The organism is bacterium (assembly GCA_016124905.1).
Classification (GTDB): Bacteria; Pseudomonadota; Alphaproteobacteria; order Rickettsiales; family RI-342; genus RI-342.
This window is the reverse complement of sequence record WGMV01000026.1, coordinates 64077-86190: the sequence shown is the minus strand read 5'-3', so window position 1 is coordinate 86190 and position 22114 is coordinate 64077. Positions and strand designations below refer to the sequence as shown.

Annotated in this window: 22 protein-coding genes; 21 read left to right on the top strand and 1 reads right to left on the bottom strand. The window is 58.8% G+C overall.

Annotation, left to right across the window (positions count from 1 at the left end):
- Positions 1-167: 167 nt before the first annotated feature.
- The 21 genes from flgB to rseP all read left to right on the top strand — a co-directional run bounded on the left by flgB (position 168) and on the right by rseP (position 21492).
- The gene (gene flgB / locus GC177_07555; GenBank protein MBI1275811.1) at positions 168-569 is read left to right on the top strand and encodes a flagellar basal body rod protein FlgB; all 402 of its coding nucleotides are present in this window, start codon (positions 168-170) and stop codon (positions 567-569) included.
- A gap of 16 nt (positions 570-585) precedes the next feature.
- Positions 586-996: a flagellar basal body rod protein FlgC gene (flgC, locus tag GC177_07550; GenBank protein ID MBI1275810.1), complete on the top strand. Its 411-nt coding sequence runs from the start codon at positions 586-588 to the stop codon at positions 994-996.
- A gap of 77 nt (positions 997-1073) precedes the next feature.
- Entirely contained in the window at positions 1074-1436 is a 363-nt protein-coding gene (locus tag GC177_07545) for a flagellar hook-basal body complex protein FliE (protein MBI1275809.1), read from the top strand.
- 12 nt (positions 1437-1448) lie between these two features.
- Positions 1449-1715, top strand: coding sequence for a flagellar biosynthesis protein FliQ (fliQ, locus tag GC177_07540; protein MBI1275808.1), 267 nt, complete (start codon positions 1449-1451; stop codon positions 1713-1715).
- 92 nt (positions 1716-1807) lie between these two features.
- Positions 1808-2572, top strand: a complete 765-nt coding sequence (gene fliR / locus GC177_07535) for a flagellar biosynthetic protein FliR (protein MBI1275807.1) — start codon at positions 1808-1810, stop codon at positions 2570-2572.
- Positions 2573-2581: 9 nt separating this feature from the next.
- A complete protein-coding gene (gene flhB, locus GC177_07530) occupies positions 2582-3658 on the top strand; it encodes a flagellar biosynthesis protein FlhB (protein ID MBI1275806.1) in 1077 nt (358 codons plus the stop codon).
- A gap of 488 nt (positions 3659-4146) precedes the next feature.
- On the top strand, positions 4147-6396 hold the full coding sequence (locus GC177_07525; GenBank protein MBI1275805.1) for a response regulator: 2250 nt from the start codon (positions 4147-4149) through the stop codon (positions 6394-6396).
- A gap of 225 nt (positions 6397-6621) precedes the next feature.
- Positions 6622-7665 carry a recombinase RecA gene (gene recA, locus GC177_07520; protein ID MBI1275804.1) on the top strand — a complete coding sequence of 348 codons (1044 nt, stop codon included), beginning with the start codon at positions 6622-6624 and terminating at the stop codon, positions 7663-7665.
- A gap of 195 nt (positions 7666-7860) precedes the next feature.
- Entirely contained in the window at positions 7861-10545 is a 2685-nt protein-coding gene (gene alaS / locus GC177_07515) for an alanine--tRNA ligase (GenBank protein ID MBI1275803.1), read from the top strand.
- 216 nt (positions 10546-10761) lie between these two features.
- The gene (locus tag GC177_07510) at positions 10762-12207 is read left to right on the top strand and encodes an NADP-dependent isocitrate dehydrogenase (GenBank protein ID MBI1275802.1); all 1446 of its coding nucleotides are present in this window, start codon (positions 10762-10764) and stop codon (positions 12205-12207) included.
- Positions 12208-12214: 7 nt separating this feature from the next.
- The gene (locus GC177_07505; protein ID MBI1275801.1) at positions 12215-12403 is read left to right on the top strand and encodes a hypothetical protein; all 189 of its coding nucleotides are present in this window, start codon (positions 12215-12217) and stop codon (positions 12401-12403) included.
- An 84-nt stretch (positions 12404-12487) separates the two neighbouring features.
- Positions 12488-13723 (top strand): NADP-dependent isocitrate dehydrogenase, encoded by a 1236-nt coding sequence (locus GC177_07500; protein ID MBI1275800.1) that lies wholly within the window; start codon positions 12488-12490, stop codon positions 13721-13723.
- A gap of 3 nt (positions 13724-13726) precedes the next feature.
- Complete coding sequence (locus GC177_07495; GenBank protein MBI1275799.1) at positions 13727-14449, top strand: phosphatidylserine decarboxylase; 723 nt, start codon at positions 13727-13729, stop codon at positions 14447-14449.
- A gap of 3 nt (positions 14450-14452) precedes the next feature.
- Positions 14453-15202, top strand: coding sequence for a CDP-diacylglycerol O-phosphatidyltransferase (locus GC177_07490; protein MBI1275798.1), 750 nt, complete (start codon positions 14453-14455; stop codon positions 15200-15202).
- Complete coding sequence (locus GC177_07485) at positions 15186-16148, top strand: hypothetical protein (protein MBI1275797.1); 963 nt, start codon at positions 15186-15188, stop codon at positions 16146-16148. The genes GC177_07490 and GC177_07485 overlap by 17 nt, the downstream gene beginning before the upstream one ends.
- 100 nt (positions 16149-16248) lie before the next feature.
- The gene (locus tag GC177_07480; protein MBI1275796.1) at positions 16249-16968 is read left to right on the top strand and encodes a UMP kinase; all 720 of its coding nucleotides are present in this window, start codon (positions 16249-16251) and stop codon (positions 16966-16968) included.
- A gap of 17 nt (positions 16969-16985) precedes the next feature.
- The gene (locus tag GC177_07475; protein ID MBI1275795.1) at positions 16986-17540 is read left to right on the top strand and encodes a ribosome recycling factor; all 555 of its coding nucleotides are present in this window, start codon (positions 16986-16988) and stop codon (positions 17538-17540) included.
- A complete protein-coding gene (locus tag GC177_07470) occupies positions 17540-18373 on the top strand; it encodes an isoprenyl transferase (GenBank protein MBI1275794.1) in 834 nt (277 codons plus the stop codon). The genes GC177_07475 and GC177_07470 overlap by 1 nt, the downstream gene beginning before the upstream one ends.
- Positions 18373-19164, top strand: a complete 792-nt coding sequence (locus GC177_07465) for a hypothetical protein (GenBank protein ID MBI1275793.1) — start codon at positions 18373-18375, stop codon at positions 19162-19164. The genes GC177_07470 and GC177_07465 overlap by 1 nt, the downstream gene beginning before the upstream one ends.
- A gap of 44 nt (positions 19165-19208) precedes the next feature.
- Positions 19209-20375, top strand: coding sequence for a 1-deoxy-D-xylulose-5-phosphate reductoisomerase (locus tag GC177_07460; GenBank protein ID MBI1275792.1), 1167 nt, complete (start codon positions 19209-19211; stop codon positions 20373-20375).
- 4 nt (positions 20376-20379) lie between these two features.
- Positions 20380-21492: an RIP metalloprotease RseP gene (gene rseP / locus GC177_07455; protein ID MBI1275791.1), complete on the top strand. Its 1113-nt coding sequence runs from the start codon at positions 20380-20382 to the stop codon at positions 21490-21492.
- A 51-nt stretch (positions 21493-21543) separates the two neighbouring features.
- On the opposite strand, the gene GC177_07450 is transcribed toward rseP, so the two are convergent.
- On the bottom strand, positions 21544-22086 hold the full coding sequence (locus tag GC177_07450; protein MBI1275790.1) for a PH domain-containing protein: 543 nt from the start codon (positions 22084-22086) through the stop codon (positions 21544-21546).
- Positions 22087-22114: the final 28 nt, after the last annotated feature.

The window sequence follows — 22114 nt, the reverse complement described above, 5'->3', positions numbered from 1 at the left end:
ATGCTAGCCTTATAGCGCCAATGGGGTTATCAGACCATTAAAAGGTTTGGGGAGAGGGGGCGTCTTAAACTCCTGATTCCACACACAGCAGAAACCAGCTAAACTGGCACGCTGCTTGCATTATAAGAGGCGAAGCGGGCCAAAAGCCCTGAAAAACGGAGGGAATCATGGATTTTTCTAGCACCGGCCTGGTCCGCCTGATGGAGGCCAAGATGAATTACCAGGCAGAACGCCAGGACGTGCTTGCCCAGAACGTCGCCAACGCCGATACCCCGGGCTACCGTGCCAAGGACATTGCCGAGCCGGACTTTTCCGCCATGATCCCCAATCACCACCGCCTGGCCATGGCCCAGACTTCACCGGAACACAAAGGCGGCGCTTATTTCATGGCCCCGACCTACGACCCCGAACAGATGCGCAAAAGCTTTGAGATCAAACCGGTCAAAAACAGCATCAACCTGGAAGAGCAGATGGAAAACGTCTCTCACAACGCATTTGCCTATCAGATGAGCACCACACTGTATAAAAAATCTGCCGATCTGTTCCGTATATCGGTGCAAAACCATTAAAATATAGGGGGATAGCATGGTAGATCTTATCAATTCGCTGCATATTTCCTCATCGGGCATGAAGGCGCAAAGCGAGCGGATGAAAATCATCTCGCAAAACATCGCCAACGCCGACGACACGGCCTCCACCCCGGGCGGCAAGCCCTACCAGCGTAAGGTCATCAGCTTCCGCAACGCGCTGGACAAGGAGCTGGGCACGGAAACGGTGCGCGTGCATAAAGTCGGTGTCGATAAATCCGAATTCGAAAAGAAATACGACCCCAGCCACCCGGCTGCGGACGCACAGGGCTATGTGCTCTATCCAAACGTCAACGTGATGGTGGAAATGGGCGATATGAAGGAAGCCGAGCGAACCTACGACGCCAACGTGCAGGCTGTTGAGGTCGCGAAGTCGATGATGCAAAATACGCTGGGTGTGCTAAGATAGTTAAGCTGTAAGCGGTTGCGCGAAGCGCAGAGCGTAGGCAAACTAAGGTAGCGCATCATAGCGGGGGAGTAAGCAAAATGGTCGATTCCATCTATAATGCCGCCAGTAAGGCCTACGCCAACGCGGCAAAAATTGCCCCCCAGGCAAAATCTACCCAGGCCGAGGGCGATGCCCCGCTGACGACCACATTCGGCCAGGCCGGCAGCCAGCCGAATAATGGCAAAATGTCTTTTCCGGCACTGCTGGAAGGCTCCATCGACCGCTCCATCGCCACCACCTACAAAGGCGAGGATATCAGCATCAAGGCCATGCTCGGCAAGGCCGATCTGCATGAGATGGTCTCCGCCATCACCCAGACCGAACTCACCCTGCAGGCCGTGGTCGCCGTACGCGACCGCGTTATCAATGCCTACCAGGACATCCTGAAAATGCCGATTTAAGGCGGTGGGGTTATGGACGCGCAAACCGTCATCGATATCGGCCGCGACGCCATCTGGGTGCTGATCAAGCTCAGCCTGCCGCTCATGCTCGTGGCCCTTGTGGTGGGCCTGGTCATCGGCCTGTTGCAGGCATTGACACAGATTCAGGAGATGACGCTCACCTTCGTGCCGAAGATTCTCGCCATTTTCCTCACCATGATGGCGCTCATGCCCTATTTCATCAGCCAGATGACGGATTTCAACACCCGCATGGCCGAGCGCATGACGGACCTTGAGTGAGCGGTTGCGCGAAGCGCAGAGCCTAGGCATGCTTTATCCTCTGCAAAGGACGCATCAATGGCACAGAACAGGATAACCCACAGGATAACCCGATGACGCTCGAAGGGCTGTTGATCGGAGAAATTTTCTCCATCATGCTCGTGTTCTGCCGCATCGGCACGGCCATCATGTTCATGCCCGGCATTGGCGAGATGTATGTTCCCCTGCGGGTGCGTCTGTTGCTGTCGCTCACCATCAGCTACCTGCTGGCGCCTATTCTGAAGCCGTACCTTCCGCCAGTAGCCACTTCCACCATGCAGCTTTTCATGCAGGTATCGACGGAGATCATGTACGGCTTCTTCATCGGCATGGCCACCAAAACGCTGCTTGCCACCATGCATATCGCGGGCATGGTCATCGCCACGCACACCAACTTCGCCACCGCCATGCTGTTTGACAGCACGCAGGGCAGCCAGAGCGCTTCGCTTGGCGTGCTGCTCACGCTCACATCGCTGCTGATTCTTCTGGTGACGGACACCCACCTGCTGGTGCTGCAAGCCTTTGTGGACAGCTACACCATGCTGAAGCCCACCGGCGCCGTCCCATGGCACGACATGGCGGTCTATTTCACGCGGCTGGTGGCGCTCAGTTTTATGCTAGCACTGAGTCTTTCCATGCCTTTTATCGTATCGGCCATGGTCATCAATATTGCCGCGGGCGTCCTGTCGCGCCTGATGCCGAACTTCCAGGTATTCTTCGTCATGATGCCCGCGCAGATCATCTTCGGTCTGCTGGTCATGGCTGCCGTGCTTCCGGATATTATGCTATGGTTCCATCAGCATTTCCGCGAGCAGATGGAAAATTTCCTCTCATTTTAAGGGTGCCGCATGGCAGGGGATGAAAACACCGATAAGTCGCAGAAGACAGAAGACCCAACCCAGAAACGGCTGGAAGAAGCCTTCAAGCGCGGGCAGGTGGTCACTTCGCGCGAGCTGGTGAGTTTCTTCATGTTCGTGGCCATGACCTTCATGATCGGCGCCGTGCTGCCGAAAGCCGCCACCATGACGGTTCAGAATTTCGCCGTGTTCGTTACGGAGCCCCACACATTCTTTGCCGATGACGGCTCGCTTCGCCGCATTGGCTGGAGCATCTGGATGAAGGCCATGGGGATTTGTTTTCTGCTGATCGGCGCCATGATCGTCGCCGCTCTGGCGGGCAACATGATCCAGCATCGCATAGTCTTTTCGGTGGAATCCATCACCCCAAAGCTGGAGAAGCTCTCCCTCATCAAAGGCTGGGGTCGCCTGTTTTCCATGCGCTCGGTGGTGGAAATGCTCAAGGGTATCGTCAAAATCACCATCATTGGCTGGGTGGCTTATTTGTCGGTGCATGCCAAGCTGGGCTTTCTCAACCCGCTGACCGGCTACGATATCCACAATTCCCTGCTGTTCATGGATACGGTGGTGGTGAACATGATGATCGCTATCTGTGTGGCCATGGCCTTCATCGCCTTGTTCGACTATCTCTATCAGCGGCATGATTACATGAAGAACCTCCGCATGTCCCGGCAGGAGATCAAGGAGGAATATAAGGAGCAGGAAGGGGATCCCCACATTAAGGGTAAGATTCGCCAGCTCAGGGCCGAGCGCGCCCGCAAACGCATGATGGCCGCCGTGCCCCATGCCGATGTGGTGGTCACCAACCCGACCCACTATGCCGTGGCGCTGAAATACGACCGTGCCACCATGGCCGCCCCCGCCGTGGTGGCCAAGGGGGTGGACAAGGTCGCCGAGCGCATCAAGGACGTCGCGTTTGAAAATGAAGTCCCGGTGGTAGAAAATCCGCCGCTTGCCCGGGCCCTGCATGCCAGCGTGGATCTGGACGAGGAAGTGCCGACCGAGCATTATCAGGCGGTTGCGGAAGTGATTGGCTATGTGTACCGCCTCAGGAACAAGCTAAAATAAAAATTGTATATGATTCGGCGCTTTTTTAACCCCTTTGGCGCTGTTCCTTACCAATCGTTAAGCTTCATGCCCTATGCAAACCCATGCACCGTTAAGCAGGGTAAGAAAGCGTGAGTTCCGAGCAGCGTCGTTATCAGGATGGCCCACCGCAGGATGAAAAGGGCGTGCGGGAGTTTATGGTGCGCGCGCGCAAGCCCTCTCTGCAGGTGATTGCCGTAACCTTTTTATTCGCCTTTATCGCCGTCAATGCCTCTGTCTGGTGGATGGAGCTGATCGGCGGCGTGGCCGCCGTCATGATGGCAAGCTTCGTCATTCTCGGTATTCTGGCCTGGTTCACCATCACCGTGACGCAGAACAACCGCGATCTGGTGATGATGACCGAATACCAGAACGCGCTTTTTTCCTCGATTGCCAACCTGAACAACCTGTTTTTGCTGATCGTCAAGGGCAACGGCACCATCACCTATTACAGCAGCGATTATCAGAAAATGTTCGCCGATGCGCGCCGTTTCGGCCTGACTTCGCTGGACTCGCTTCTGGAAAGCGACGGCATCAGCGCCGAATCCTCTGCTAAAATCCGCGCGGCCATGGAAGCCGGCCAATCCGAGGTCATCTTCGGCGAATTGCGCGATCTGGAAGGCAATATCCAGAAGGTGCGTATCGCCCTTCGCCCCATTCCGCGCCCGGTTGGCTATTTCGCCATCAGCTGCTCGCCCCTTCGCCGCCGCACCAGTGACAAAAACGAGCCCGCCCAGGCCGCGCAGGATGGCTACCATCCCGCCCATAACCTGCCCAAGGCCGTGCAGGATGCGCTGTTTGCCGCGCCGCTCGGTTTTTGTGCGTTCGACAAGGTCGGCACGCCGCTTTTTATTCATCCCGACATTGAGCAATGGCTCGGCTACGGCAATAACGAGATCATCGACAAGCGCATCCGCATCCAGGATCTCGTCAACATTAACCCCACCACGCGCGATGCCAAGCTGGAGCTCGACAGTTTCGAAGGCGAAGTGCTCTTCAAACGCGCCAACGGCACGGTGGCCAAGGCCTTCGTGGTGCAGAAAATCTTTATCGATGCCGATGGCCAGCCCGGTGGCTGCTGCACCGTCATTGCCCCGACGGATCGCCCCAATCCCTTCCGCCATGCATCCGGCACGCTCAGCGATGAGGTGACGGAATCCACCAGTGCGGCCTATCTCAATGATCTGCTCGACAATGCGCCGATGGGCATTGCCCTGCTGGACAAGCATGGGCAGATTCTGCGTTACAACGCCTTCTTCGCCTCGCTCACCGACATCGCCCAGTATGAATCCCACGGGCTCAGCATCGTCGATATCGTGGATGCCGAACACAAAAACGAAGTGGTGGAGCGCATCAACGAAATCCTGCGCACCAACCAGTCAGCGCCTGAAAAACCCGTTAGTATCGTCCTCAAAGGCGAAATCCCCAAAACCGCCTCGCTCTATCTCGCGCACCTGCCGCGCAGCGGCGACAGCAATGCCGAACTGGTCGTGCACCTCATCAACACCACCGAGCAGCGCTCGCTTGAGGAAAAATTCGCCCACTCGCAGAAGATGCAGGCCGTCGGCCAGCTCGCGGGCGGCATCGCGCACGATTTCAACAACCTTCTCACCGCCATGATCGGCTTCTGCGATCTGCTGCTCATGCGCCACCCGGCGGGCGACCAGTCCTTCGCCGACATCATGCAGATCAAGCAGAACGGCAACCGCGCCGCCAACCTGGTGCGTCAGTTGCTCGCCTTCTCCCGCCGCCAGACGCTCCAGCCAAAGCTCATCGACATCACCGACGTGCTGGCTGAGCTTTCCAACCTCATTCGTCGCCTGATCGGTGAGAATATCGAACTCAACATGATCCACGGCAAGGACCTGGGCATGGTGAAGGTCGATCTCGGCCAGTTCGAGCAGGTCATCATCAACCTTGCCGTCAACGCGCGTGACGCCATGAGCGGCTCCGGCGGCTCACTCAGCATCCGCAGCAGCTGCATGCAGATCAACCGCGCCCATCCTGTGCCGAAAAACTGGATCAGCCCGACCGATGAGGACCCCGTCTCCAACGGCGATTATGTGCTGATCGAAGTCATCGACACCGGCACCGGCATTCCGAAGGACATCATCCGCAAGATTTTCGAGCCCTTCTTCTCCACCAAGGAAGTCGGCGCGGGCACCGGCCTCGGCCTTGCCACCGTCTATGGCATTATCAAACAGACGGGCGGCCATATTTTCGTCGCCAGTGAAGAGAACAAGGGCACCACCTTCGCGCTTCTCTTCAAGCGTTATGAGCCTGAAGTGGAGAAGAAAACCGTCACCGCCGACAGTGACGCCGCCGGCAGTGTCGCCAATGCCGACCTGACGGGGAAAAGCACCATCCTGCTGGTGGAAGACGAAGCGCCGGTGCGCATGTTCGCCTCCCGCGCACTGCGCAACAAGGGCTACACCGTGCTGGAGGCCGATTGTGGCGAGGCCGCCATCGAGCTGATGCAGGCCGAAGGCAACAAGGTGGAGCTCATCATCTCCGACGTCATCATGCCCGGCATCGACGGCCCCAGCATGGTCAAGGAAGTCTGGAAATCCTTCCCCAATCTTCAGGTCATCTTCATCTCCGGTTATGCCGAGGATGCACTCGGCAAAATGGAAGACAGCGAGAACGAATTCTTCTTCCTGCCCAAGCCATTCACCCTCAAGCAACTGGCTGAGAAGGTGAAGGAAGTCACCAGCAAGTGACAGGTTGCTTAGCGCGTCCCGCGCTTAGCCAACCTGTCATCCTCGGGCGCGCGCAGCGCGAACCGGGGATCTGTTGCCTTCCTAAAAACAACATCAAAAATATTTGTTACAAAAAATGGCGGAATCCAGCCATTCCGCCAAAAACGCGATAACAAAACCAAAGCTGCCCCTTGCATCCTTCCGGGGAAGTAGTACATTCCACCCAACAAATATGTAGGAGTGGTTATGGACAAGAATAAGGCATTGGAAGCGGCACTGAGCCAGATTGAGCGCAGCTTCGGCAAAGGTTCGATCATGAAACTGGGCCAGCGCCCGACCGTGGAAGTCGATGCGGTTTCCACCGGCTCCATCAGCCTTGACCTTGCCCTCGGCATCGGCGGCCTGCCGCGCGGCCGCATCATCGAGATTTTCGGCCCGGAAAGCTCCGGTAAAACCACCCTCACGCTGCATGTGCTGGCAGAGGCTCAGAAGAAAGGCGGCACCTGCGCCTTCATCGATGCCGAGCACGCGCTCGACCCCGCCTATGCCAAAAAGCTCGGCGTGAATATCGACGAACTCGTCATCTCCCAGCCTGACACCGGCGAGCAGGCGCTCGAGATTGCCGACACGCTCGTGCGTTCCGGCGCGGTGGATGTGATCGTTATCGACTCCGTCGCGGCCCTGACCCCCAAGGCCGAGATCGAAGGCGAGATGGGCGATTCGCACATGGGCCTCCAGGCCCGCCTGATGAGCCAGGCCCTGCGCAAGCTGACGGCCTCCACCAGCCGCACCAACTGCATGATCATCTTCATCAACCAGATCCGCATGAAAATCGGCGTGATGTTCGGCAACCCCGAAACCACCACCGGCGGCAACGCGCTGAAATTCTATGCCTCCGTGCGCATCGACATCCGCCGCATCGGCTCCATCAAGGACAAGGACGAGGTCGTTGGCAACCAGACCCGCGTGAAAGTAGTGAAGAACAAAGTTTCGCCTCCTTTCAAGCAGGTCGAATTTGACATCATGTATGGCGAAGGCATCTCCAAACTGGGCGAACTGATCGACCTCGGCGTGAAAACCGGCCTGGTGGAAAAATCCGGCGCCTGGTTCTCCTACAATTCCACCCGCATCGGCCAGGGCCGCGAGAATGCCAAACAGTATCTCCGCGACAACCCCGCCATGGCGCAGGAGATTGAGAACGCCATCCGCAAACAGGCCGGCCAGAACACCACCATGTTCGAAGCCAAGGTGACGGAAGAGGACTCCCTGGAAGACGCCGACGCCGCCTAAAGTACCCTCTCCCCCTTCCGGGGGGAGAGGGCTGCGCAGGCTTGCTGAACTTTATGCCGAAAGCGGTTGCGCGGAGCGCAGAGCATAGGCAAATAAAGTGAGGCTAGCCGGAGCTGGGTGAGGGGGGGATGACTCATGCCACCCCCTCTCTCTGTAAAGAAACTAAATTGCCACCATAGGCACAGAAGAACCGGAATGACCAAGCCCACCAGCATCAACGATATCCGCCGCGCGTTCCTCGATTATTTTGCCGGGCAGGGCCACAAAATCATGCCCTCCAGCCCTCTGGTGCCTCATCAGGACCCAACCCTGATGTTCACCAATTCCGGCATGGTCCAGTTCAAGGACATCTTCACCGGCAAGCAAAAGCCGGAAAGCCCCCGCGCCACCACGGCACAGAAATGCGTGCGCGCAGGCGGCAAGCATAACGACCTCGACAATGTCGGCTACACGGCCCGCCACCACACGTTTTTCGAGATGCTCGGCAACTTTTCCTTCGGTGATTATTTCAAAACCGACGCCATTCCTTTCGCCTGGAAATTCCTGACCGAAGTGCTCGGCCTGCCGAAAGAAAAACTCCTCGTCACCGTCTATCATAACGATGAAGAGGCCTACGGCATCTGGAACAAAACCATCGGCCTGCCGCCGGAAAAAATCATCCGCATCAGCACCAGCGACAACTTCTGGTCCATGGGTGACACCGGCCCCTGCGGCCCATGCTCCGAGATATTCTACGACCACGGCCCGGAAATCCCCGGCGGCCCTCCCGGCAGCCCGGATGAGGATGGCGACCGTTTTATCGAGGTCTGGAACCTCGTCTTCATGCAGTACGAGCAATTCGCTGACGGCAAGCGCGAGAAACTCCCCAAACCCTCCATCGACACCGGCATGGGGCTGGAGCGCATCGCCGCCGTGCTGCAGGGCGTGCATAATAATTACGAGACCGACCTCTTCGTCAAACTCATCAACGCCGCCGAGCGCATCACCGGCGTGAAGGCCGAAGGCAAACACACCGCTTCCTTCCGCGTCATTGCCGATCACCTTCGCGCCAGCAGCTTCCTGATGGCCGATGGCGTCGTGCCGTCCAACGAGGGCAGGGGCTATGTCCTTCGCCGCATCATGCGCCGCGCCATGCGCCATGTGCACCATATCGGCTACAAGGGCGCGTTGATGCACCAGCTTTTCCCGGCTCTGGTAACGGAAATGGGCGAGGCCTATCCCGAACTCGGCCGCGCCAGCGCCTTCATCCAGCAAACCCTCAAATCCGAGGAAGAGCGCTTCCAGTCCATGCTCGGCCGCGGCATGGCCCTGCTGGAGGATGAATCCAAAAAAATCGCCGAAGGCGGCAAGCTCTCCGGCGAGGTCGCCTTCAAGCTTTACGATACATTCGGCTTCCCGGTGGACCTCACCGCCGACATCCTGCGCGGTCAGGGCAAGCAGGTGGACCAGGAAGGCTTCGACGCCGCCATGGCCCGCCAGAAGGCCGAAGCCCGCAAAGCCTGGTCCGGCAGCGGCGAAAAAGGCAAGGACAGCATCTGGTTCGGCATCAAGGAGCAAACCGGTGCGAGCGAGTTCCTCGGCTATCGCCTGAACGAAGCCCAGGGTGTGCTGAAAGCCATCGTGGTGGACGGCAAACAGACCGACAAAGCCGCCAAAGGCCAAAAGGTCGCACTCGTCTTCAACCAGACGCCTTTCTACGGCGAATCCGGCGGCCAGATGGGCGACAAAGGCACCATCACCTTCGCGGGCGGCGCTATAGTCGACATTACCGACACCCAAAAGCCGCTGGAAGAATTCCTCACCCACATCGGCACCGTGAAGGAAGGCTCCATCGCCGTGGGCGATGCCGCCGAACTGAAAATCGACATCGACCACCGCGACCGCACCCGCGCGAACCATTCCGCCACGCACCTGCTCCATGCCGTGCTGCGCAGGCAGCTGGGCGGCCATGTTACCCAGCAGGGCTCCATGGTCTCCGCCGACCGCCTGCGGTTCGACTTCTCCCATAACGGCGCCCTCAGCCGCGAGGAATGGGCCACCATCGAAGCCGAGGTCAACCGCCTCATCTGGCAGAATAGCGAAGTCTCCACCGTCCTCTCCACGCCCGACCAGGCGATCGAAGCCGGTGCCATGGCGCTTTTCGGTGAGAAATACGGCGACGAAGTCCGCGTGCTTTCCATGGGCCTGCCGGGTGAAGATGGCAAAGCCTATTCCGTGGAGCTCTGCGGCGGCACCCACGTGGCCCGCACCGGCGATATCGGCCTTTTCACCATATTGTCGGAATCCTCCGTCTCCGCCGGTGTCCGCCGCATCGAGGCCTGCACCCGCGAAGGCGCATGGAACGCCCTCAAGCAGCAGCAGTCCCTTCTGCTCAAAGCCGCGGGCGAACTCCGCACCGGCCCCAATGAACTGCCCGATCGCGTCGCCACCCTTTCCGAACAAACCCGCAATCAGGAGCGCGAACTCCAGCAGCTCAAGACCAAACTCGCCACCATGGGCTCAGGGGGTGGTGCAGGCGGCACCGCCAATGACGACAAGCCCGAGACCATCGGCTCGGTCTCTTTCATCGGCCGCGTGTTCGACGATCTTCCTGCCAAGGAACTCCGTAACGTAGCCGACCAGTTCCGTGCCAAACTGCCATCCGGCGTGCTGGCCCTCGTCTCACGCGATAACGGCAAGGCCGCCGTGGTCGTCTCCGTCAGCAACGACCTGCTTGAAAAGCTCAACGCTGTGGATGCCGTCACCTCCGCCGTGCAGGCCGTCGGCGGCCAGAAAGGGGGTGGACGCCCTGACTTTGCCCAAGGCGGCGGCCCCAATGCCGATGCAGCGGACCAGTCCATCGAGGCCGTCCGGCATTACGTCAAAGCAATCGCCAGTTAAAATCCTGACGGATGTCATCCTCGGGCGCGCAACGCGCGAACCGGGGATCTATCGAGCCGCAACCATGGATTCTCGGTTCATGCGATGCATGCCCGAGAATGACGATTAAGAAATTTGCCTTTCAAAGGCCATTTTGCTAACTCCCCTTAACCCTTGCTTTACCTGCTTGCCTTAACAAGCTGGGAGCGATTTAAGATTTTTTGGAGTTTACGCCACATGCCCGCTACCCCCATTACAGTTGCCTACGGAGACGGAATCGGCCCCGAAATCATGGAAGCCACGCTCCACATCCTGCGCAAAGCCGGGGCAAATCTGCAGATTGAGGTGATCGAGGTCGGCGCCAAAAAATACGAACAGGGTCACACATCCGGCCTAGCGCCCGAGGCCTGGGAATCCATCAACCGCACCAAGGTGCTGCTGAAAGCCCCCATCACCACCCCGCAGGGCGGCGGTTACAAAAGCCTTAACGTCACGCTGCGCAAAACGCTTGGTCTTTATGCCAACGTGCGCCCCTGCGTGGCCTATTCTCCTTTCGTTCGCACCCACCACCCTGCCATGGACATGGTGATTGTGCGTGAGAACGAGGAAGATCTCTACGCGGGCATCGAACACCGCCAGACCAACGACGCCTACCAGTGCCTGAAGCTGCTCACCTGGCCGGGTTCCGAGAAGATCGTCCGTTACGCCTTCGAATACGCGGTGCGCAACAACCGCCGCAAGGTCACCTGCATGACCAAGGACAACATCATGAAACTTGCCGATGGCATGTTCCATAAGGTGTTCAACGAGGTCGCCAAGGAATACCCGCAGATCGAAGCCGAACATTACATCATCGATATCGGCTCCGCCCGCATCGCCACCCGTCCGGAAGTGTTCGACGTCATCGTGACGCTGAACCTCTATGGCGACATCATTTCCGACATTGCCGCCGACGTTTCCGGCTCAGTCGGCCTCGCTGGCTCCGCCAATATCGGCAAGGAAGTCGCGATGTTCGAAGCCATTCACGGCTCCGCGCCGGATATCGCCGGCAAGCACATCGCCAACCCCTCCGGCCTGCTGCAGGGGGCGCTGATGATGCTGGTCCATATCGGCCAGTCCGACATCGCCGCCAAAATCCAGAATGCCTGGCTCTGCACCATCGAGCAGGGCATCCACACGGCGGATATCTATGCCCAGGGCACCAGCAAGGTGAAGGCCACCACCGAGCAGTTCGCCGATGCGGTCATCGAGAATCTCGGCAAGGAGCCGCAGGTATTCCGTCCCGCAAGGCTTGGCGAAGGCAAACAAGGCCCGCTCACTATCAAGCTGAAGGAACGCCCCAGGGCCAAAAAGGAACTGGTCGGCCTTGATGTCTTCATCGACTTCACCGGCAAGCCGGAAGAACTCGGCAAAAAGCTGGAATCCATCAAGGTGGACGGCGCCAAATTCACCATGCTCACCGCCCGTGGCCTCAAAGTCTACCCGGACCCCATCAAGGGCCTGGATTGCGGCGACCACTGGCGCGCAGCCTTCATGGCCTCGCCCGAAGGCGGCACCATCACCCACAAGCAGGTGGTGCAGATCCTCGAGCAAGCCAGCGCCGTCGGCCTCGATTTTATCAAGACCGAGCATCTCTACCGTTTCGATGGCGAGCGCGGTTATTCCCAGGCTCAGGGCGAGTAAGCCATTCATGGAAGGAAAGAATGAACCAAGCTCTTGGTATATTCTTCCTTTCGGCTTATCGGCTTTCTTTATCATAGATTATGCCAACAAAGCTTATGGCTGGGGACTTTCGGAAGAGTACCTGCCTGGCTTTGTTGGCATTGGTTCAGCCTGCCTATGGGCTGGAATAAAGTTTCACATAAAAAATAAAGACTAGCTGTAATAGGCTTTTGCAACATCTCCTTGCACAGATGCTGGCGGATGCTAAGTTTATGCCCGCTATAAAAGTGGAGCCAGCAACATGTCAAAAATCAAGGTAGCAAACCCCATCGTGGAGATGGACGGCGACGAGATGACGCGCATCATCTGGAAGATGATCAAGGACAAGCTCATCAACCCCTACCTCGATATCGACATCCGTTATTTCGATCTCTCCATCGAGCACCGGGACGAAACCGACGACAAGGTGACGGTCGAAGCCGCCAACGCCACGAAAGAACACGGCGTGGCCGTCAAATGCGCCACCATCACACCGGACGAAGCCCGCGTGAAGGAGTTTTCCCTCAAAAAAATGTGGCCATCCCCCAACGGCACCATCCGCAACATCCTGAACGGCACCGTCTTCCGCGAGCCCATCATCTGCAAAAACGTCCCCCGCCTCGTGCCGGGCTGGACGCAGCCCATCGTCATCGGCCGTCACGCCTATGGCGACCAGTACCGCGCCACCAATTTCGTGGTGCCGGGCGCGGGCAAACTCACCATCAGCTTCAAGCCCGCCGACGGCGGCGCGCCGATTGAGCATGAAGTGTTCAGCTTCCCCGGTTCCGGCGTGGCCATGGGCATGTTCAACCTCGATGAATCCATTCGCGGCTTCGCCCGTTCCTGCCTCAATTACGGCATCACCAAAAAATGGCCGGTCTACCTCTCCACCAAAAACACCATCCTTAAAGCCTATGACGGCCGCTTCAAGGATATCTTCCAGGAGATTTACGAGAAGGAATTCAAGGCCGAGTTCGAAAAACTGGGCATCTTCTACGAACACCGCCTCATCGACGATATGGTGGCCTACTGCCTCAAGTCCGAAGGCGCCTTCGTCTGGGCCTGCAAAAACTACGATGGCGATGTCCAGTCCGACACGGTCGCCCAAGGCTTCGGCTCCCTCGGCCTCATGACCTCCGTTCTCGTTTCCCCGGACGGCAAAACCGTGGAGGCCGAAGCCGCCCACGGCACCGTCACCCGCCATTACCGCCAGCACCAGCAGGGCAAGGAGACCTCCACCAACTCCATCGCCTCCATCTTCGCCTGGACGCGCGGCCTCGGCTATCGCGCCAAGTTCGACGGCAACAAGGAACTGGCCGCTTTCGCCGAATTACTGGAACAAACCACCATCGGCACCGTGGAAGCTGGCTTCATGACCAAAGACCTGGCTTTATTGGTTGGCAATAACCAGGCCTACCTTTCCACTGGAGCCTTTATCGATAAAGTGGCAGAGCGTTTTAACAGTGCCCTGAATAATAATCTGAAAAAGAGTGCATAGAACATGGAACCCAAACGTAACCACCTGGTCGACACCATCAGCGGCTTTCTGGTGCCCATCCATAAGGAGGGCTACCCCTTTATCGCCATCTTCGCCGTCGTCACCATCATCCTGATGGCCATTTCCGACGTACTGGGCTGGACCGGCGTGGTGCTCACCCTCTGGTGCATCTATTTCTTCCGCGATCCGGAGCGCTTTACACCGCAGGAGGGCAACCTGATCGTCTCCCCGGCGGACGGCATTCTGCAAATGCGCACGCAAATCGTCCCGCCCGCCGAGCTCGGCCTGGGCAGCGAGCCGCTGGAGCGCGTCAGCGTCTTCATGAACGTGTTCAACTGCCACGTCAACCGCACCCCGGTGGCCGGTAAAGTCTCGCACATGTATTACATCCCCGGCAAATTCATCAACGCCTCGCTGGATAAGGCGAGCGAGGAGAACGAGCGCCAGCTCATGACGGTGGAAACCCCGGGCGGCCAGTCCATCGGCGTGGTGCAAATCGCGGGCCTCGTGGCGCGCCGCATCGTCACCACCGTGAAAATCGGCCAGCAGCTGCTGGCGGGCGAGCGCTTCGGCCTCATCCGTTTCGGCAGCCGGGTGGATGTCTACCTGCCCAAAGGCTCCACCTGCAAGGTGCTGGTCGGCCAGACCATCGTCGGCGGCGAAACCGTGCTGGCGGAACTGCCCGCCGTGAAGAAAGCCAAACCAACTGCCGCCAACGCTGAGTAAACCATGGCCCTGCCGCGCAACCTCCCGCTGATCTACATACTGCCCAACGCCTTCACGTTGCTCGGCATGTGCGTGGGCCTGTCGGCCATTCGGTTTGCGCTGGCGGGCAGCTGGGAAAAGGCCGTGGCGGCCATCATCGTTGCCGCCGTCATGGATGGCATGGACGGCCGCCTGGCCAGGCTGCTGAAAGCCACCAGCAATTTCGGCGCGCAGCTGGATTCGCTGTCGGATTTCGTCAATTTCGGCGTGGTGCCCGCCATTGTCATGTATCTCTGGAGCCTGGAGCAGATCAACCGCGTCGGCTGGGCCATGTCCATTTTCTACATCGTCTGCTGCGCCATCCGTTTGGCCCGCTTCAACAGCAAGCTGGATGCGCCCGATCCCTATCCCTTCTCCAATCGCTTCTTCACCGGCATGGCCGCGCCCATGGGCGCTTCCATCAGCGTCATCCTGATGGTGCTGAATTTCGAATATGATGTGGAATGGGGCCAGAACCCCTGGATCGCAGGCTTTTATTTCCTCTTCATCGCTTTCCTTATGGCCAGCCGCATCCCGACCTTTTCCATCAAGCGCCTCACCATCCGGCGCGATTACGTGATGCAGTTCACCGTGCTGGCCGGGCTGCTGGTGGTGATGCTCACCATTGAGCCATGGGGCACGTTGCTGGCCATCGGCATCGGCTACATGGTGTCCATCCTGTTCAGCAGCATTTCCTTCTGGCGGCTCAAGCGTCAATATGAAGCGGGCAAATAGGCTCCTTATTTTTTTGATGCTCTTGCTGGCGGCGGTTTCGCCTGCCCATGCGCAAACCCAGGCCGAATTGCGCGACATGCCATCCATCACCGTCCTGGTGCCCGAGGCCATCTCCACTCCCATGGCCGCCCTTGCGCGGGCTTACAGCAAAAAAAGCGGCGTCTCTGTCGTTCTGGTGGTGGAAAGCCCCGGCACCCAGGCAGAATCCGTCAAAGATGGCGACGAGGCCGATGTGATGGTCGTCGACGATACCGGCTGGTTCAAGGAGCTTCAGAATCTGGGGCTTCTGGATATATACAGCCAGCGACGCATTTTTTCCGATCCCCTGGTGGTCATGGCATCGGACCGGCTGGCACAGGCCATCCCCATCGCCAGTACCTTGCCGGAGCCTGAAGAAACCGGCCAGACGCCGCTTCCCGCACAAGGCATTGGCGGTGCAAGCCTGTGGCAGGGGGCGGAGCCGGAAAACCGTACCGTAAAAAACGCGTTTAAAGTCGCCGACGACGCCCGCCGTGTGCAGGTAATGCGCGACAACATCCAGACGCGTAACTGGCTGATGCACCGCCCCATCGCCCTGGTGGCGGGCAGTCAGGATGAGATGGTGGATGTCACCCGCAATTGCCTGCGCGGCCTTTATGTTCCGCACGAAGCCTCCGGAAAAGGCATGATAGCATATGAATCCACCCTGGCGCTGATGCAAGCCCTCAACCATGCCGGGCAGGACATGGTAGGGGTTGGTACCGCCAATCTGTACCAGCAGTTCCGCCAGAGCGGCCAGATGAAGGGCTATCACATGCTGCCGCTCAATCCCGCCCTGTGCGAGCCGGTGGAATACCACGCCGCCGTGGTGGCCGGGCAGAACATGCAGGCCGGGCGCGATCTCATCGCATTTTTGAGCAGCGAGGCCGCAGCCCCCATACTGAGCGATTATGGGTTGAAACCGTAAGCACACCCATGCGCCGCACTTGAGCGAAGCCGCATTTTTCTTTATCACAGTGCGGTTCTGTAATTCCGACAGATAAAGCAAGCCGCCAAAGCGAGACCCCATGGCCGAAGCCACCCCATACAAACGCGTTCTTCTCAAAATTTCCGGCGAGGCCCTCATGGGCGCTCAGTCCTTCGGGCAGGACCTCGAAACGGTGAAGCAGATCTGCGGCGAGATCAAGCGCGTGCACGACATGGGCGTGGAAATCTGCATGGTCGTCGGCGGCGGCAACATCTTCCGCGGCATCAGCGCCGCCAATGCGGGCATGGAACGCGCCAGCGCCGATTACATGGGCATGCTGGCCACCGTCATCAATTCGCTCGCCCTACAGGCCGCGCTGGAGAATATGGGCGTGGATACGCGCGTGCTGTCCGCCATCACCATGGTCTCGGTGTGCGAGCCCTATATCCGCCGCCGCGCCATCCGCCATCTGGAGCACGGCCGCGTGGTCATCTGCGCCGCCGGCACCGGCAATCCCTTCTTCACCACCGACACCGCCGCGGCGCTGCGCGCCATTGAGCTCGGCTGCGATGCCCTCATCAAAGGCACCCAGGTGGACGGCGTCTATACCGACGACCCCAAAAAGAACCCCGCCGCCACCCGTTATGACAGCCTGAGCTATACCGAAGTGCTGGCCAAGCATCTGAAGGTGATGGACGCATCCGCCATCGCGCTTTCGCGTGAAAATAAAATGCCCATCCTCGTCACCTCCATTCAGGATGAAGGCTGCTTTGCCGCCGCCATCAAAGGCACCGGCCGCTACACCAAAATCTACGAATAAAGAAAAAGGAGAAAATCATGGTCTTCGATCTCAACGAAGTGAAAAAACGCATGGAAGGCGCGGTTGCGTCCTTCAAGCACGAACTGGCCGGGCTCCGCACCAACCGCGCCTCCACCAACATGCTCGACCATGTTCAGGTGGAAGTCTATGGCAGCCACATGCCCATCGGCCAGGTCGGCACTGTCGGCGCGCCGGAAGCTCGCCTGCTCACCGTTCAGGTGTGGGACAAGGGCAACGTGAAAGCGGTGGAAAAAGCCATCGCCAATGCCGGGCTCGGCCTCAACCCGCAGGCCGATGGCCAGCTTATCCGCGTCCCTCTGCCCGATCTCAGCGAGGAACGCCGCAAGGAGCTGGTGAAAATCGCCCATAAATATGCCGAGAACGCCCGCGTAGCCGTGCGCAACGTCCGCCGCGACGGCATGGAAAACGTCAAGAAGCTCCAAAAGGACGGCAAACTTTCCGAAGACGCCGCCAAGGGCGAATCCGACAAGGTGCAAACCGAAACGGACAAGCATATTTCCCAGATCGACGAGCATCTGAAGGTCAAAGAGAAAGAGATCCTTCAGGTTTGATGCTGGATCTGCCGGTGCCCGCAACCACCACATTGCTGAAGCCATCCGCGCCTGCCGCTGGCCGCAGGGGTGGGCTGCGCGCATGGGCAAAATCCTTTCTGCCTGATCGGGAAGAGCAGGGCAGCCTGGTGCCCGTCCATGTGGCCATCATCATGGATGGTAACGGCCGCTGGGCAAGGCAGCGCGGCATGCCGCGCACGCTCGGCCACCGCAAGGGGGCGGATGCCCTGAGCAACCTCATCGAGCATGCCGCCCGTGTCGGCATCGCCCACCTCACGGTCTATGCCTTTTCCACCGAAAACTGGCAGCGCCCGCGTGAAGAGGTGGACGAGCTGATGAACCTCCTCAGCGAATACCTGGACAGCGAGGCCGAGCGCCTCCACCGCGAAGGCGTCAAACTCACCATCATCGGCCAGCGCGGCCGCCTGCCGCAGCTTACGCAAAACAAACTCGCCGCGCTGGAAAAAAAGACCGCTTCAAACACGGCCATCCATGTTCAGGTGGCCCTGAGCTATGGCGGCAGGCAGGAAATTGTCGATGCCGCCCGCTCGCTCGCCGCGCGTGTGAAAAAAGGCGAGCTCTCCCCCGATGGGATAACGGAAGAAACACTCACCGCCAGCCTCTATGCCCCCAACGTGCCGGACCCCGACCTGCTCATCCGCACCGGCGGGGATTTCCGCATCAGCAACTTCCTGCTCTGGCAGGCCAGCTACGGGGAGCTCTATTTCACCGATACCCTGTGGCCTGATTTCAATGGCACGGAACTGGACAAGGCCATCCGCGCCTTTCAAAGCCGCCAGCGTCGTTTCGGCCGTGTGGAGGAAGCCGCCTGATGAAACCGGAATTCAAAAAACGGCTTATTTCCACCGCTGTGCTGATGCCGCTGGCTATATGGCTTCTCTCGATGGGCGGCTCCGTGGTCATGATACTCGCGCTGCTTCTCGGCCTTGCTATGCTGAGGGAGTGGCAGGATCTGACGGAAATTCCCAAGGCAGAACGTCTCTGGAGCCTGTTACCCACCGCGCTGGCTTGGATCACCTTGTCCCTCGGTTTTCCCATACCGGCCTTTACCATGCTGGGCATCACGCTGTTGACGCTGGCCCTGCTGATGAAAAAACACATGGTAAGCGGCTGGACACTGCTCGGCATCGCCTACCTTTCCGCGGGCGTCATGCCGCTTATCTGGCTGGTGCATGTCAGCCCCGTTCCCTGGTATTTTCTCTGGCTCATGGGCATTGTCTGGGCGAGTGATATCGGCGGTTATGCCTTCGGCAAAACCCTTCAGGGCCCCAAGCTGGCGCCCGCCATCAGTCCCGGCAAAACCGTCTCCGGCGCCATGGGCGGCACGGCCATGGCGGGCATGGTCGGCATCGGCGTGGCCCATTGCTGGCTGCCGGAATACACCGTGCAGGTCATCGCCATCAGCCTGCTGGTTTCCATGGCTTCCCAAGCGGGCGATCTGCTGGAATCCAAATTCAAACGCCTGCTGAACAAAAAGGACAGCGGCCACATCATCCCTGGCCATGGCGGACTGCTGGACAGGCTCGATGGCCTTCTCGCCGCCGGCCCCGCCATGCTGGTGCTGCTCTGGCTGGTAGATGGTTTTTCGTGGTGGGCCGCATGAACCTGCTGCCGAACGACATCCATCAGGAAAAATGGAACACCCGCATGCACCGCCGCATCACGGTGCTGGGTTCCACCGGTTCCATCGGCAAGAACACCCTGTCGCTCATCGGTGAGAATAAGGAGAATTTCTCCGTCATCGCCCTGGTTGCCCACCGCAACGCCGCGCTACTGGCCGAACAGGCCAAACAGCACCAGGCATCCATGGCCGTGCTGGCCGATGAATCCGAGCTTCCCCAGCTTCGTCAACTGCTGGAAGGCACCGGCATCGCCTGCGCCGCTGGCCAGCAGGCCGTGCTGGAGGCCGCCCGCATGCCATGCGACATTGCCGTGGCGGGCATCACCGGCTTTGCCGGTCTGGCCCCTACGCTGGCCGCAATAGAACAGGGCGCCGTCGTGGCGCTTGCCAACAAGGAATGCCTCGTTGCAGCAGGCGATGTCGTCGCCCATGCCGTCAGGAAACACGGCACTTTTCTTCTCCCGGTGGATTCCGAGCATAACGGCCTTTTCCAGATATGGTGCGAAAGCCACCGCGCCCAGCTGGCCCGGGTTACGCTAACGGCCTCTGGCGGCCCGTTTCGCACCTGGAGCAAAAATCAGCTCATGGCGGCCACGCCGGAACAGGCCGTCAAACACCCCAACTGGCCCATGGGCGCCAAAATTTCGGTGGATTCCGCCACGCTGATGAACAAGGGGCTGGAGATCATCGAAGCCGGGCTGCTTTTCGGCCTTTCCTCCGCCCAACTGGATGTGCTGGTGCACCCGGAATCCACCATCCACGCCTTTGCCTCCTATCGGGACGGCAGCACGCTCGCCCAGCTTGCCTGCCCGGACATGCGCGTACCCATCAGCCAGGCACTTTCCTGGCCGCATCGCATACCCTATGCCAGTCCGCAGCTGGATCTCGCCACGCTTGGCTCCCTGAATTTCGAACATGTGGACAATGACCGCTTCCCCTGCCTTGGGCTGGCGCGTCAGGCCATGGAAGCGGGCGGCGGCGCCACCTGCGTGCTCAATGCCGCCAACGAGGTGGCCGTGGATGCCTTCCTGAAAGGCCGCACCGGATTTATGGACATTCCTTCACTTGTGAGTTCATGTCTGGATGGGGTAGAATCCACCTCGCCAGATACCATTGAAGCAGCCTGCGAGCTGGACGCACAAGCCCGTGGATGGGTTGAGCAACTGCTTCAAAAACAACGAATAGTGGCTTGATATCATGGATACAATCCTGCATGGCCTTCATTACGCTTTCGCGTTTTTTCTGATCATTTCGGTCATCGTGTTCATTCACGAATTCGGCCATTATTATGTCGCCCGTCTCTGCGGCGTGAAAATCGAGCAATTTTCCATCGGCTTCGGCCGCGAGCTCTTCGGCTGGACGGATAAGCGCGGCACGCGCTGGAAAATAGCCTGGCTGCCCATGGGCGGCTTCGTGAAGATGTTTGGCGATGCCGATGCCTCCAGCCGCACGGATAAAGATGCCGTCGCCGCCATGAGCGAGGAAGACAAGGCCCAGGCATTCCCCTTCAAGCCCCTACACAAGCGCGCGGCCATCGTGGCCGCCGGCCCCGCCGCCAACTTTCTGCTGGCCACTGTTATTCTCTGGGGTTTTTTCGCCTTTCTTGGTCACCCCACCACGCCGTCGGTCGTCTCCAGCCTGGTAAAGGGCGGCGCGGCCGAAGCTGCCGGCATCCTCCCAGGGGACCGCATCACCATGGTGGATGGCGAGCCCGTCACCAAATTCGCCGAGCTTCAGCGCATTGTGCGCATCCACCCGGCGGAACCTCTGCCGCTGGTAATCGAGCGCGAAGGCAAAAAGATCGAAATCACCCTCACGCCCAAGATGCAGGAAACCACCGACGCACTCGGCAACAAAGTAAAGCTCGGCATGATCGGCGTGGCCGCCAACGATGTGGTCTATGAGAAAATGCCCTTCCTGCAGGCCCTGCCGGAGGCCGTGAAGGAAATCTGGAACATGTGCGTGGATACGCTCAAAGCCCTGAAGCAGATCCTCGTCGGCCAGCGCAGCGTGGACGAACTGGGCGGCCCGATCAAGATCGCGCAATATTCCGGCCAGTCCATGTCGCAGGGGTGGCTCACCGTGCTCTGGTTCATGGCCATGCTTTCGGTCAATCTCGGGTTGGTGAATCTTTTCCCCATTCCCGTGCTGGATGGCGGCCATCTGTTTTTCTATGCCGTGGAGGGGCTGCTACGCCGTCCCGTGCCGGAAAAACTTCAGGAAGTCTTCTTCAAAGCCGGTTTCGCGCTGGTGATTTCGCTGATGCTCTTCACCACCTACAACGACATCGCCAACCTAGTGAAATCCTAACCTCGAATGGTTAGTTACAATTTTACTAAAATTGTAACTAACCGCCGATTGCTATTTATTTTCAAAAGATAACGGGCGGATGCGCTCATTCACCGCCTTCTGAAAATCAAACGGTTTGCTGATAGGCAGATGTGGCGAAATATTGCCCATGTAACCACGCAGATTGATGTTGCCGTAATTGAACATGCGCCCGTTGATGCTCTGTTCGATGATCACCCCGGCGATCTTGCGGCGATCCAGTTCCGTCGTCACAATATTGGTGATGCCGAACTTTGCCAGCACGCGCTGGTTGGTGATGGCCAGCTCCGTGGAAAGCGCCTGCACCATGCCCCGAATAACCAGCACCGCCCCGATGATAAAACACACCAGCGCAATGGCATTGTTCACCTCATCCAGATGAAATGCCCCGCTGAAACCAATGAGCCGTTTAAGTTGATAGAAGCCGCCAAAATGGAAACCCCAGGTCGGCAAAAATTTCGCGGCCAGCATCCCCACAGCGCACCAGCAGATGCCCGGCAGATAGATGATGGCGCTGATGCGCGCACGGTAACTCACCGTTTCGCCGGGCAAAAGCATGTCGTCTACATAAGCCATGTGCGCAACCTACCAGATTGAACCATGC

Excerpts from the sequence above, each read along its gene's own strand:
- GC177_07475 (MBI1275795.1), top strand. The coding sequence starts at position 16,986 with ATGGTCTTCGATCTCAACGAAGTGAAAAAACGCATGGAAGGCGCGGTT.
- alaS (MBI1275803.1), top strand. The coding sequence starts at position 7,861 with ATGACCAAGCCCACCAGCATCAACGATATCCGCCGCGCGTTCCTCGAT.
- GC177_07490 (MBI1275798.1), top strand. The coding sequence starts at position 14,453 with ATGGCCCTGCCGCGCAACCTCCCGCTGATCTACATACTGCCCAACGCC.
- GC177_07495 (MBI1275799.1), top strand. The coding sequence starts at position 13,727 with ATGGAACCCAAACGTAACCACCTGGTCGACACCATCAGCGGCTTTCTG.
- flhB (MBI1275806.1), top strand. The coding sequence starts at position 2,582 with ATGGCAGGGGATGAAAACACCGATAAGTCGCAGAAGACAGAAGACCCA.
- GC177_07465 (MBI1275793.1), top strand. The coding sequence starts at position 18,373 with ATGAAACCGGAATTCAAAAAACGGCTTATTTCCACCGCTGTGCTGATG.
- GC177_07485 (MBI1275797.1), top strand. The coding sequence starts at position 15,186 with ATGAAGCGGGCAAATAGGCTCCTTATTTTTTTGATGCTCTTGCTGGCG.
- fliQ (MBI1275808.1), top strand. The coding sequence starts at position 1,449 with ATGGACGCGCAAACCGTCATCGATATCGGCCGCGACGCCATCTGGGTG.
- flgC (MBI1275810.1), top strand. The coding sequence starts at position 586 with ATGGTAGATCTTATCAATTCGCTGCATATTTCCTCATCGGGCATGAAG.
- GC177_07470 (MBI1275794.1), top strand. The coding sequence starts at position 17,540 with ATGCTGGATCTGCCGGTGCCCGCAACCACCACATTGCTGAAGCCATCC.
- GC177_07460 (MBI1275792.1), top strand. The coding sequence starts at position 19,209 with ATGCACCGCCGCATCACGGTGCTGGGTTCCACCGGTTCCATCGGCAAG.
- flgB (MBI1275811.1), top strand. The coding sequence starts at position 168 with ATGGATTTTTCTAGCACCGGCCTGGTCCGCCTGATGGAGGCCAAGATG.
- GC177_07545 (MBI1275809.1), top strand. The coding sequence starts at position 1,074 with ATGGTCGATTCCATCTATAATGCCGCCAGTAAGGCCTACGCCAACGCG.
- GC177_07505 (MBI1275801.1), top strand. The coding sequence starts at position 12,215 with ATGGAAGGAAAGAATGAACCAAGCTCTTGGTATATTCTTCCTTTCGGC.
- GC177_07525 (MBI1275805.1), top strand. The coding sequence starts at position 4,147 with ATGTTCGCCGATGCGCGCCGTTTCGGCCTGACTTCGCTGGACTCGCTT.
- GC177_07510 (MBI1275802.1), top strand. The coding sequence starts at position 10,762 with ATGCCCGCTACCCCCATTACAGTTGCCTACGGAGACGGAATCGGCCCC.
- rseP (MBI1275791.1), top strand. The coding sequence starts at position 20,380 with ATGGATACAATCCTGCATGGCCTTCATTACGCTTTCGCGTTTTTTCTG.
- fliR (MBI1275807.1), top strand. The coding sequence starts at position 1,808 with ATGACGCTCGAAGGGCTGTTGATCGGAGAAATTTTCTCCATCATGCTC.
- GC177_07450 (MBI1275790.1), bottom strand. The coding sequence starts at position 22,086 with ATGGCTTATGTAGACGACATGCTTTTGCCCGGCGAAACGGTGAGTTAC.
- GC177_07480 (MBI1275796.1), top strand. The coding sequence starts at position 16,249 with ATGGCCGAAGCCACCCCATACAAACGCGTTCTTCTCAAAATTTCCGGC.
- recA (MBI1275804.1), top strand. The coding sequence starts at position 6,622 with ATGGACAAGAATAAGGCATTGGAAGCGGCACTGAGCCAGATTGAGCGC.
- GC177_07500 (MBI1275800.1), top strand. The coding sequence starts at position 12,488 with ATGTCAAAAATCAAGGTAGCAAACCCCATCGTGGAGATGGACGGCGAC.